General features: G+C 32.0%; 11 protein-coding genes and 2 tRNA genes. 4 read left to right on the top strand and 9 right to left on the bottom strand.

Going from position 1 to position 12312, the window contains the following annotated elements:
* Positions 1 to 23: 23 nt before the first annotated feature.
* On the bottom strand, positions 24 to 608 hold the full coding sequence (locus IM744_RS17405; RefSeq protein WP_194509454.1) for an RNA polymerase sigma factor: 585 nt from the start codon (positions 606 to 608) through the stop codon (positions 24 to 26).
* A gap of 298 nt (positions 609 to 906) precedes the next feature.
* On the bottom strand, positions 907 to 1608 hold the full coding sequence (locus IM744_RS17400; protein ID WP_194509453.1) for a Crp/Fnr family transcriptional regulator: 702 nt from the start codon (positions 1606 to 1608) through the stop codon (positions 907 to 909).
* A gap of 100 nt (positions 1609 to 1708) precedes the next feature.
* Here IM744_RS17400 and icd point away from each other — a divergent pair, with 100 nt between their 5' ends.
* The 3 genes from icd to IM744_RS17385 are packed head-to-tail and all read left to right on the top strand — an operon-like array spanning position 1709 to position 5043.
* A complete protein-coding gene (icd, locus tag IM744_RS17395) occupies positions 1709 to 2929 on the top strand; it encodes an NADP-dependent isocitrate dehydrogenase (RefSeq protein ID WP_194509452.1) in 1221 nt (406 codons plus the stop codon).
* Positions 2930 to 2975: 46 nt separating this feature from the next.
* On the top strand, positions 2976 to 3353 hold the full coding sequence (locus tag IM744_RS17390; protein WP_194509451.1) for a DUF983 domain-containing protein: 378 nt from the start codon (positions 2976 to 2978) through the stop codon (positions 3351 to 3353).
* Positions 3354 to 3393: 40 nt separating this feature from the next.
* Positions 3394 to 5043, top strand: a complete 1650-nt coding sequence (locus IM744_RS17385; RefSeq protein ID WP_194509450.1) for a SulP family inorganic anion transporter — start codon at positions 3394 to 3396, stop codon at positions 5041 to 5043.
* Positions 5044 to 5053: 10 nt separating this feature from the next.
* On the opposite strand, the gene IM744_RS17380 is transcribed toward IM744_RS17385, so the two are convergent.
* The 4 genes from IM744_RS17380 to pckA form a co-directional block, all read right to left on the bottom strand.
* Complete coding sequence (locus tag IM744_RS17380; protein WP_194509449.1) at positions 5054 to 5314, bottom strand: hypothetical protein; 261 nt, start codon at positions 5312 to 5314, stop codon at positions 5054 to 5056.
* Positions 5296 to 5892, bottom strand: a complete 597-nt coding sequence (locus tag IM744_RS17375; RefSeq protein WP_194509448.1) for a methyltransferase domain-containing protein — start codon at positions 5890 to 5892, stop codon at positions 5296 to 5298. Before IM744_RS17375 ends, IM744_RS17380 begins: the two co-directional genes overlap by 19 nt.
* A 69-nt stretch (positions 5893 to 5961) precedes the next feature.
* Entirely contained in the window at positions 5962 to 6159 is a 198-nt protein-coding gene (locus IM744_RS20925; RefSeq protein WP_394355001.1) for a GDCCVxC domain-containing (seleno)protein, read from the bottom strand.
* 30 nt (positions 6160 to 6189) lie between these two features.
* The gene (pckA, locus tag IM744_RS17370) at positions 6190 to 7794 is read right to left on the bottom strand and encodes a phosphoenolpyruvate carboxykinase (ATP) (protein ID WP_194509447.1); all 1605 of its coding nucleotides are present in this window, start codon (positions 7792 to 7794) and stop codon (positions 6190 to 6192) included.
* Between the two features lie 136 nt (positions 7795 to 7930).
* On the opposite strand from pckA, the gene IM744_RS17365 reads away from it, so the two are divergent.
* On the top strand, positions 7931 to 8611 hold the full coding sequence (locus IM744_RS17365; RefSeq protein WP_194509446.1) for a Crp/Fnr family transcriptional regulator: 681 nt from the start codon (positions 7931 to 7933) through the stop codon (positions 8609 to 8611).
* A gap of 622 nt (positions 8612 to 9233) precedes the next feature.
* Here IM744_RS17365 and IM744_RS17360 read toward each other — a convergent pair.
* From IM744_RS17360 to mutS, 3 genes are all read right to left on the bottom strand, one after another.
* A tRNA-Leu gene (locus IM744_RS17360) sits at positions 9234 to 9317 on the bottom strand.
* A gap of 22 nt (positions 9318 to 9339) precedes the next feature.
* Positions 9340 to 9411: transfer RNA gene (locus IM744_RS17355), tRNA-Gly, on the bottom strand.
* 102 nt (positions 9412 to 9513) lie between these two features.
* Positions 9514 to 12162 carry a DNA mismatch repair protein MutS gene (mutS, locus tag IM744_RS17350; protein WP_194509445.1) on the bottom strand — a complete coding sequence of 883 codons (2649 nt, stop codon included), beginning with the start codon at positions 12160 to 12162 and terminating at the stop codon, positions 9514 to 9516.
* Positions 12163 to 12312: the final 150 nt, after the last annotated feature.

Genomic DNA, 12312 nt, shown 5'->3' with positions numbered 1-12312 from the left:
ATAGACAAAAAAAATGAGAAATTTTAATAAAAAATTTGAAACAGAGAAAATAAAGAGGCTAACATATTCTTTCTTAGAGATTTAATCGCTCTATAAATAATAGTTCTGGAAGTTTGCACAGAGACATTCATAATTTTAGCAATGTCTTCATAATCCTTTTCTTCGTTAAACCTTAAAAACAAACCTTGTCTTTGCTTTTTACTTAACAAGTTTATGGATTTAGATAACCTATGAGTGCGTTCGTTTTCAATCTCACTAACAATAATTTCTTCTTCTGCGGAAGCACTAAAATCTGATAAAGAAAGAACATTATCATCAATAGACTCTATTTGGAACGTCCTTTTACTCTTTTTAAGTATTTGATTTTTTAATGATCGTAGTAAATAATATTTAACGTGATTTGTATCTGCCAGATTATTTCTGTACTTATAAAGGTTTAAGAATACATCATGGATACTATCCATAACCTCAGTTTTATTATAACTAAATTGAATCCCATAACTAAATAAATCATCAATATAAAGGTCATACAACTTACCTAAAGCCTCAATATTTCCGTCTTTGAGTTTTGCCCACAAAAGAAGATCTATATCTTTTTTAGATTTCAAAATTATATAAGCTTTAGATTAATTAATTTAAAATAGTGATAGGTAGACAGCTATTTACTTCCAAATATATAAATAACAATAATGATATAGAACAAAACCAAGAGATCTAACCAAGATACTTTGAATAATGACATTTCATTCTAATATGGAATATACCAGATTTTAAAAAAACTAATGGAACTCCAGGATATAAATGGTTAAAAATGTGATATTACTATGTATTATTGAAGTCTTAAGAATTTTCTAAATTGGTCCTGAATAGTAAATAGAATGCTCAATAAAATAATGGATATGATTCTTAATTCATATAACCTTTCTCAATATTTAGTAATTGAAATATCTGATTCTTATTCTTGATGTAAATAATTCTTTTATCTACTTCAATAATCCCTTCATCCTTAAACTGCTTGAGACTCCTGCCCAAACTTTCAGGTGAAGTGCCAATAATATTAGCCAAATCCTCACGTGTTAAATCAATACCTCCTTCTTTATAATGTTTTTGGAATCGATTTTCTAAAATGAGCAAATTAATAGCTAATCGTGCATTTAAATTCTTTTGAGCTAGTACTGTGATAATATTAGCCAAAACCCCGAACTCATGACCTATATTTTTTATAAAAGTTCGTTGTAAAGCAGGAATATCCTGTAACAATTTTAAAAAAACATCTTTAGCTATGAAATTAACTTCCATGTCCTCTAAAGCTTCACAAGAATCTTGATAACGCTCTTCTCCAAATAAAGCATGATATCCTAATACATCACCAGTTGTGTAGATATAGAAAATTTGTTCTGTTCCAGAAAAACCACGTTTAAATTTCTTCGCTTTCCCTTTCTTAATTTGAAAAATACCAGTAGGAACACCTTCTTCATAAAACAAAAGGCTTCCTTTCTTTATGATTAGAGGCTCCATTGAATTATACACTATTTTTTTTTCTTCAGAAGTTAAAACCTCGAAAAGTAATTCACTTTGAAAATCAAATTGCGAATAAAAATTTTTCATCGTCCAAATATATAATAAATAACATATAAAAATATAACATTTGTTATGTTTTTATATAACATTTAATGTATTTTTGTATTAAATTGAACATCTACGAATTATGAATGAAAGCAACATCTATCTCATTAATGAAAAATTACATGTCCCAAACAAACCCATTATCCCCTTTATTGAAGGGGATGGTATTGGGTCAGATATTTGGAAAGCTACCAAATTAGTAATTGATAGTGCTGTACACAATGCCTATGGAAATTACAGAAAAATTAAATGGAAAGAAGTGTATGCAGGTGAGAAGGCTTTCGAAAAAACAGGTGAATGGTTACCTAAAGAGACCATAAAAAGTATTGAAAAATACTTGGTAGCGATAAAAGGTCCATTAACAACACCTATAGGAGGTGGTATGCGATCGCTTAATGTGGCTTTACGTCAACAACTGGATTTATATGCTTGTGTACGACCAGTAAAATGGTATGAAGGTGTGCCCTCTCCAGTAAAGCATCCTGAAAAAGTAGATATGGTTATTTTTAGAGAAAACACTGAAGATATTTATGCTGGAATAGAATGGTTAAATGGTACTCCCGAACTTGAAAAAGTAAAAAACTTTCTAATCAATGAAATGGGTGTAACTGCAATCAGGTTTCCTGATACCGTATCTATTGGTATTAAACCGGTCTCAAAAGAAGGAACCGAGCGTTTAATGAGAGCTGCTATTCAATATGCTATTGATAATGAAAGAAAATCGGTCACAATTGTTCATAAAGGCAATATTATGAAATTTACCGAAGGTAAATTTAAAGAATGGAGCTATCAATTAGCCAAAGATGAATTTGGCGCAAAAGATCACGAAGGAGGTCCTTGGCAAGTTATTACGAAAAACGGACATCAAGTAATTATCAAAGATGTTATTGCCGATGCATTTTTGCAACAAATCATTTTAAGACCAGAACAGTATGATGTTATTGCAACTCTTAACTTAAATGGTGATTATATTTCTGATGCTTTGGCTGCTATCGTAGGTGGAATAGGAATTGCACCAGGTGCCAATATAAATTATCAAACAGGTGTTTCTATATTTGAAGCAACACATGGTACTGCACCCAAATACAAAGACCAAGATAAAGTGAACCCTTCTTCCGAAATTCTTTCTGGTGTCATGATGTTAGAATATTTAGGCTGGCAAGAAGCAGCAGACTTAATAGTTAAAGGATTAAAGGGAGCTATTCATAAAAAAACTGTAACCTATGATTTTGAGAGATTAATGAAAGGTGCTACACTACTTAAATGTTCTGAATTTGGGGAAGCTATTGTTAACAACATGTAAGTCTATCAAAGCCAAACATTTGATATCATCACTCAGAAAATAGTCTATGAAAAAGGGAACCAAGCTTTACAGTATTTTAAAATTAAAATGTCCACGCTGTCAAATTGGAAATTTATTCAGCAATCCAGGATTAATCGTGTTTTCAAGAATTTTAGAAATGCCTGACAAATGCCCTCATTGTGAACAGAATTTTAAATTAGAACCTGGATTTTATACCGCTGCTTTATGGATTAGCTATCCCATTGTTCTTATTGTTCTTATTCCATTATTAACATTAGGGTTTTTATTGGATAGCATGAATAGTTTTTTCAAACTTCTTTATCCATTAATTATACTATTTAGTTTCATGTTACAGATTCCATTAATGCGCATTGCAAGAGCTATTTTACTCAATATGATCATCGATTATACAACGAAGTGGTAAACTAAAGTGAAAGTTTAATAAGAAATTAATCAATAGTACGATGTACAAAGAATTTGTCCCAAAGCTTTTTTCTCTTTTAAAAGAAGGCATTTCGAAAGAAATAGTAACAAAAGATATTCTTTCGGGAATAATAGTGGGAATCGTTGCTTTACCCTTGGCAATTGCTTTTGCAATTGCCTCTGGAGTCTCTCCTGAAAAAGGAATCTTAACCGCAATTATTGCAGGTATAATCATTTCAACATTTGGCGGTAGCCGAGTTCAAATCGGAGGCCCAACAGGAGCTTTCATTGTAATTGTTTATGGTATTGTTGAACAATATGGGACAGATGGTTTAACCATAGCCACTTTTATGGCTGGTTTTATTATCATTGGATTTGGATTGGCAAGGTTAGGTAATTTATTAAAGTACATCCCATATTCTCTAATTGTAGGCTTTACCAGTGGGATTGCACTCATTATTTTTAGCTCACAAATTAATGACTTTTTTGGTCTCCATATTTCTAAGGTTCCAGCAAATTTCATAGATAAATGGACGGTATATTTTAATAATATTCACAAAATAAATTGGTATGCTATTAGTATTGCTCTCGTAACTATATTTATTACTTTATATTTTCAAAAACTAATAAAAAAAATCCCAGGATCTATTGTAGCTATAGTATTATCAACCATAGTTGTATTGCTATTTGACATTCCTGTAGATACTATTGAGAGTAATTTTGGGACTATTCCAAATAAGTTAGGGCTTCCGCATATACCAAATGTTGATTTTGACACCATCAAATCACTTATCCAGCCCGCATTTGCCATTGCTATATTAGGAAGCATAGAATCGCTCCTTTCTGCTGTGGTTTCAGATTCAATGATTGGAGGAAAACACCGTTCAAATATGGAATTAGTAGCACAAGGAGCAGCGAATATTATGTCATCGCTCTTTGGTGGCATTCCTGCTACAGGAGCTATTGCCAGAACAGCTACCAATGTTAAAAATGGAGGAAGAACACCAATTGCAGGTATCGTCCATGCTTTAGTCTTATTGGCTATTATGCTTTTATTTGCTCCTTACGCGAAATTAATTCCTATGTCATGTCTAGCTGGAATTTTAATGGTTGTAGCATATCATATGAGTGAATGGAAACAATTCAAATCTATTTTAAAAGGGAATAGAATGGATATTATTATTCTGCTCACTACTTTTTTTCTTACCGTTATTTTTGACTTGGTAATTGCCATAGAAATTGGAATCGTATTATCTAGTTTCATGTTTATGAAACGAATGAGTGAATCAGTTAACATTCAAAATATTTCTTCTAAAAACAAAAACAAAGAACACCTTTTTGATGAAGAGCTACTAGATATACCTAAAGGAGTATTGTTATATGAAATTAATGGACCTCTATTTTTTGGAGCAGCCAGACAATTTCAAGAAACTATTACCAATACGCAACTGCAACCTAAAGTTATCATTATTAGAATGCGCTACGTACCGTTAATAGATGCTACAGGATATCAAAGCATAAAAGAAATATTAAAAACCTATAAGGCACGAAAAATAAAAGTAATAATTTCGGGTATTAAAAAACCATTGAGGAAAAGTTTTGAAAAAAATGAGATGTTTTTATTTATAGAACATGATCTTGTTGTTGAAAATATACATACTGCCATTATGAGAGCTAAAGAAAATTTATAGTATTATTCTTTTATACTTCACGTAATCTAGTAACGAATAATTTTAGTTCTTTTATTGCAATAATCTCATCTTTATTAATAGGGTTAGATCTGTTTTTCAGAAAACTTAAAAAATACAGCTGATAAATGTCGTCAGTTAAAATATTAAGAATGGTAACATTTTCAAAACCAATGATTTTAAGCTTTTCAACACCTTGTATTAATAATTCCTTCTTGCTTTTTTGAATGTGATTTTCATGTTCATTCATAACAATCAAAATTTCTTTTCCCAAAAATTTAGTTTACCATTATAGGCTGTAAATTCTAAATCAAAACCCTCTGGAATTTCCGACCACATACTCCAATACGTAACAAGACGTGTTCCTACAGGTGTGTTTTTCAATTGATTTTCTACATATTCTGAATATGAAAAATATAATTTTTCATCTATAATAACTTTATTGTCTATTAAAAGTGAATCGTCTATGTTTTCATAAAAGGGATTATAAAAATAAAAGGCATTATAATCGGAAAAAGATATTTGTGTAATGTTGGAGTGAATGAATTCTACGTTATTGACATTATTTGTTTTCGCTATCTTTTGAGATAACTTTACAAGACTATCTCGTTGCTCAACACCATAAAAACGACCTTTTGTTGTGGAAGCTCCTATCAAACAAAACTTTCCTGCTCCAGAACCAATATCTAAAACTTTGCAGTTTGGTTTATCTACTAAGTAATCGGCAGCCAGTTTAGCTACTTCTACAGATGTCCAATGTCGCTCAGAAAGCTTTTTGATTCGTAAAGGGTAAAGTGTATTAAAAAGGTGATCATTAATCTCTATATTTAAATGTAGGTTTTTGAATATCATAACTTTAACTGTATAATCTTTAAAATCAATAGAGAAACTGGATCTATTTCTATTCGTAATCGTTTATGTTTAAATTGTTGAAGGTGTTATTAATTGTTTTTTTTGCGATTTAGGACATGACACATCACTATACACACAATATACACAACAATCACTCATATTGTTTATTCCAAAAACAGTATGACAAAAAACACATTCACTATTGATGTGCTTTCCTATCTGTGGCATTATTTTTTTGTATTTAGAACCACAAATAGGACAGCTCATTATAGCTTCCTTATTAATTTTAATCATGTACTATGCTTTTTCGAGATTGACAGCTACTTTAGGTGCTCCAGATCGGATTTCACCATTCGCAAAAGATTGATACATTTTAAAGTTTTCATTGAATTGTGCCGCAAGTTTTTCTGCAGTTTCATCATATTTTTGCGGATTCTCCCAAGTATTTTTTGGGTTTAGTATATTGGATGGCACACCTTCACACTCTATTGGCATTTGCAAACCAAAAACAGTATGCTTCAAATAATCAACTTGATCTAATTTTCCGTCAAGCGCAGCTATAATCATTGCTCTCGTATAACTTAATTTGATACGTTCTCCAATTCCGTAAGCACCACCAGACCAACCTGTGTTAACAAGCCATACATTTACATTATTTTCTTTCAGTTTTTTCCCTAATAATTCTGCATATTTTGTTGGATGTAATGGTAAAAATGGTTCTCCAAAACATGCTGAAAACGTGGTTTGAGGCTCTGTAATCCCAGCTTCAGTTCCTGCGACTTTTGCAGTATACCCAGAAATAAAATGATACATCGCTTGCCCTACTGTTAATTTAGAAATTGGAGGTAATACTCCAAAGGCATCACAAGTTAAAAAGAAAATATTTGTAGGTGCACCACCAATAGAAGGGTTCTTTGCATTATCTATGAAATTAATTGGATAGGCAGCTCTGGTGTTTTCAGTAACTTGAATATTATCATAATCAACGATATCTGAACCTTCATAAAAGCGAACATTTTCAAGTAAGGTTCCAAAACGCACAGCAGAAAATATTTGTGGTTCTTTTTCTTCACTTAAATTTACACATTTCGCATAACAACCTCCTTCAAAATTAAAAACATTTTCTGAATCCCAACCATGTTCATCATCACCTATAAGCGCTCTGGATGGATCTGCAGATAAGGTTGTCTTCCCTGTTCCTGAAAGTCCAAAAAAGACTGCTGTTTTTCCATCTTTACCAATATTTGCAGAACAATGCATTGATAGTACATTTTTATCGTGTGGTAAAATATAATTTAAAATAGTAAAAATTCCTTTTTTTATTTCACCAGTGTACGCACTGCCTCCAATTAGGATTACTTTTTTTGTAAAATTGATGATTGTAAAATTGTGTTGCCTAGTTTTATCTATTTCTGGATCTGCCTTAAATTCTGGAGCAGCCAGTATCAACCATTCGTGTTCAAAAGTCTCCAATTCCTTTTTTGAAGGTCTTAAAAAAAGATTATTCACAAATAAACTTTGCCAAGGCGTCTCTGTAATAACACGAACATTTAATTGATACTCTTTTTTACTTCCTGCTTGTGCATCTTTAATATAAATTTCTCTATCAGAAAGGAATGCTGTAACACGGTTGTACAAATTATCAAAATCTTCTGTTGAAAACGGATGGTTTACATTTCCCCACCAAATAGAGTCTTCAGTAACACTATCCTTAACAATATATTTATCTTTTGGTGACCTACCTGTAAACTCTCCAGTATCACAAGCTAAAGCTCCTGTGCTTGTCAATACACCTTGCTTTCTTTGAAGGGTATGTTCTACTAATTTAGAAACTGGTAAATTCCAGAAGTATTCTTTTCTAGGATTAATTCCAAGCGCATTTAATTGTTCTATTTTTTTCATAAAAATGATAATTTCATTGTAGTTACAAAACTACAATGCTCAAACACAATAGCTATTGACTCAAATCTTGGTAAAATTTGATTTAAATCAAATTTTAGATTAAAAAGCAAATAAGACGTAACTTTGAAACTCAATTATGATCACTAAATTCACATTCAATAGCCAGTATATTTTAAGCGAATTACCTTTGCCTGACAGAGAATTTCTTGAAAACATTATGGTTGACAAAAAGTATCGTAAAAACCAGCCTATATTCACAGAAGGCACATTACCTTCTGGTATTTTTTATTTACAAAGTGGTAAAGTAAAAAAATACAAAATGGATAATGATGGGAGAGAACAAATAATATACATTTATAATGCAGGTGAATTTTTTGGCTATTCATCCGTTTTAAGTGAAAGCACTTATGGAGATACAACAGTTTCCATAGAAAACTCTATAATCTCATTTATAACCATAAATGATTTTAATAAAATACTTGAAAATTCTTCGTCATTTTCACGTTTGCTACTAAAAAGTTTAAGTCACGAATTTAGTGTTCTGGCAAATCTTATGGCAGTATTATCCCAACGTACCGTTAGAGAAAGAGTAGCACTTAATTTATTAATTTTACATGATAAGTATAAAGTTGATAATGTAGATATCACTTATATCATGCTTTCTCGCTCTGATTTAGCAAATATGACAGGCACTGTTATTGAAACCTTAGCTCGTGTACTACACGATTTCAAAGATGATAGTCTCATTTCTACAGATGGTCGTAAAATTGAATTACTAAATATTGAACGTCTTATCCAGATTGCTAATTTTTATTAAAAATCTCATTTACAATAACATTAGATAAATAAATTTTAAGCAATAGCAGTTTAATTGCAGAGTTGTAAGCACATAAATTGAACACTCAGTTGCTCCTTTTATACAAATTTTCAATGAATAATAAACTTTCAAAAGATCCTATATTGATCATTTAGTGGCTCAATACAATACATACTTGAGGTTCGATTTACAATTAAGATAAAGGCTCTGTTATATAATACATTAATCTATTTTTGAATCAATTTGTTAAATTAATCAAGAACTTATATGAGTTTTTTGGATACAAAAAAAACTTCTAATCTATAAAAGATTGAAGGTTTATCTCTACTGAAGACTTAAATTGACTGCGTCGAATCCTATATCAATATCTTAAGAAAATCGGATTCAAAAAATATTAAATTGTTTTTTTTGTTTAAAAAAGCTTCCTTGAATGCAAGCATGAGCTGTTTTAATATAACAAAAACGGGAATTGACTGCGTCGAGTCCCATATCAACTTCTTGAGAAAAGTCTATTCAAAAAATTGAATCACTTTTTTGGTTTCAAAAAGCTTCCTTGAATGCAAGCATTCGGAAACTTTTTAAAACCAAAAAAGTCGAAACTTTCGTTTCGACTTTTCATCTGTACTGAAGACGGGACTTGAACCCGTACGTCCTAATGGACATTGGATTTTAAGTCCAACGTGTCTACCAATTCCACCACTTCAGCTTGGTATATTTTAAAGTTGTAGAGCGAAAGACGGGATTTGAACCCGCGACCTCCACCTTGGCAAGGTGATGCTCTACCCCTGAGCTACTTTCGCATTATAGCAATTTATTAAATGAACGTTTGTAGTAATTGCGAGGGCAAATTTAAGATTTTTCTTTTAAAAGCAAAGCCTTTTAAAAGAAAAAATAAACTTTTTTTATGCACGCTTCTTTTTCAGCAACATACGCTTGATTTCATTGAGTTTCATAAGTGCTTCTACAGGTGTTAATGTATCAATATCTATGTTTACAATCTCTTCTTTGATCTGTTCTAACAAAGGATCATCGAGATTAAAGAAACTTAACTGCATTTCATCATTCAAAGTTTTCATCTTATCTGTCAATTCTTCGGTAGAATGTGATTTCTCTAATTGCAACAATATTTTATTTGCGCGATGGATGACTTGTTGTGGCATTCCTGCCATTTTAGCAACGTGAATTCCGAAGGAATGGTTACTACCACCTGCGACTAATTTCCGAAGAAATAATACATTATCCTTTAGTTCCTTGACAGAGACATTGAAGTTTTTGATACGATCAAACGTTTCAGACATTTCATTAAGCTCATGATAATGCGTTGCAAATAATGTTTTTGCTTTACTTGGATGCTCATGTAAGTATTCGCTTATCGCCCAAGCAATGGAAATTCCATCATAAGTACTTGTACCACGACCAATTTCATCGAGAAGCACTAAACTTCTATCTGAGATATTATTCAAAATAGAAGCAGTTTCATTCATCTCTACCATAAAGGTTGATTCTCCCATAGAGATATTATCACTCGCTCCTACTCTTGTAAAAATTTTATCGGTTAACCCTATAATAGCTGTTTCCGCAGGAACAAAACTTCCCATTTGAGCTAACAACACAATTAAGGCTGTTTGTCTCAAAATTGCTGACTTACCAGACATGTTTGGTCCAGTAATCATAATGATTTGCTGCTCCTCTCTATCTAGATATACGTCATTAGCAATGTAAGGCTCGCCATGAGGTAATTGTTTTTCTATGACTGGATGGCGACCGTTTTTGATATCGAGTTCATAACCCTCAGTTAAGGTTGGTCTCGTATAATTGTTTTCTATAGCGAGTTGTGCAAAACCAGTTAAACAATCTAGTTGTGCTATTAATGCTGAATTTTTTTGAACTGGCTGAATAAAATTAATAATCCAATTCACCAACTCTCCAAATAACTGTTGCTCTATTAATAAAATGCGTTCTTCGGCTCCAAGAATTTTGGTTTCGTATTCTTTAAGTTCTTCGGTGATATAGCGTTCTGCACTAACGAGTGTTTGTTTTCTAATCCAATCTTCGGGAACTTTGTCTTTATGTGTGTGACGCACTTCAATATAATATCCAAATACATTATTGGATGCTATTTTAAGTGAAGTGATACCAGTGCGTTCACTTTCGCGCTCTAGCATTTTATCGAGATAATCTTTTCCGGAAGCCGATAAACCACGAAGTTCTTTTAATTCCGAAGAAAAATCTGATGAAATCGTATTCCCTTTTAAAATATTTACTGGAGCTTCTTCATTTAAAGTCGCTTTAATTCGAGTACGCAACTCCTCACACGAATCCATTTGTTCACCTAACTGTTGTAATGCTTTATTTTTAGTATTGAGTGCTAGTGCTTTTATAGGAACAATCGCTTCTAAAGCATTTTTTAGTTGAACAACCTCACGAGGTGAAATTTTTACTGTAGCCACTTTTGAAATGAGTCGCTCGATATCGCCAATTTGTTTTAATTGCTGCTGAAATTTGCCCAACATCAAACTATCGCTTTTTACATACTCAACCACATGATGACGCTGATTTATTTGCGCCAGACTAACCAATGGCAACGCTAACCAGCGCTTAAGTAATCGTCCACCCATTGGTGAAATTGTTTTATCAATTACATCAACAAGCGTTACTGCATTTTGGTTTGTAGATTGATATAACTCTAAGTTTTTAATCGTAAAACGATCCATCCAAACATGCTCTCCTTTTGTTAAGCGCTGAATAGATGTGATGTGTTGTAATTTATGATGTTGCGTTTCTCCTAAATAATGTAAAATTGCTCCAGAGGCTACGATACCTTCGTATAAATCCTCAATCCCAAAACCTTTTAGAGACTTTGTATTGAATTGTTTCAACAACGTTTCATTAGCATAATCATCTTGAAACACCCAATCTTCCAAATAGAATGCATGAAAATCATTACCAAAAGCCTCGTTATACTTTTTACGATTAGGTTTTGAGACTAATACTTCACTTGGTCTAAAATTTTGAAGGAGCTTATCTACATATTCGCTATTACCTTGAGAGATAAAAAACTCTCCTGTAGAAACGTCTAAAAATGACACACCAACGCTGTTAAAAACCGTTCCGTTAGATTGCGAAGCAGAGCTTGTAGAAGGAAAATAAACTGCAGCTAAAAAGTTATTTGTTTTAGAATGTAAAATATCATCATTAAGTGCTACTCCTGGAGTTACTAACTCTGTAACACCACGCTTTACAATATTTTTGGTCAGTTTAGGATCTTCTAATTGATCACAAATTGCAACACGTTCACCTGCTTTTACCAACTTTGGTAAATAGTTATTTAATGAGTGATGTGGAAAACCAGCCAACTCAATTTCGCTCTCGCTTCCTGCACTTCGTTTGGTTAAAATAATGTCTAAAATCTTAGATGCTTTTATAGCATCCTCACCAAAGGTTTCATAGAAATCTCCAACTCTAAATAATAACAATGCATCAGGATATTTTACCTTGATGGCATTATATTGCTTCATTAAAGGCGTTACTTTTTTTGCTTTTTTAGCCAAGTTGCTTCTCTTTTAAATTATGAAGTAATTTAAGCCTTTTCCCATTCGCTAAAAAAACGCTTTTTCACCCACTTTTTGTCTTTTTGTATTTGCGTAGCGATGCTATGCAAATAAAGAAAGTCTTCAATTGGTCAAAAAATCAATAATTTT

The organism is Psychroserpens luteus (genome assembly GCF_015319355.1).
GTDB classification, from domain to species: Bacteria; Bacteroidota; Bacteroidia; order Flavobacteriales; family Flavobacteriaceae; genus Psychroserpens; species Psychroserpens luteus.
The sequence above is the reverse complement of the archived record's forward strand: the minus strand, read 5'-3'. Positions and strand labels throughout refer to the sequence as shown.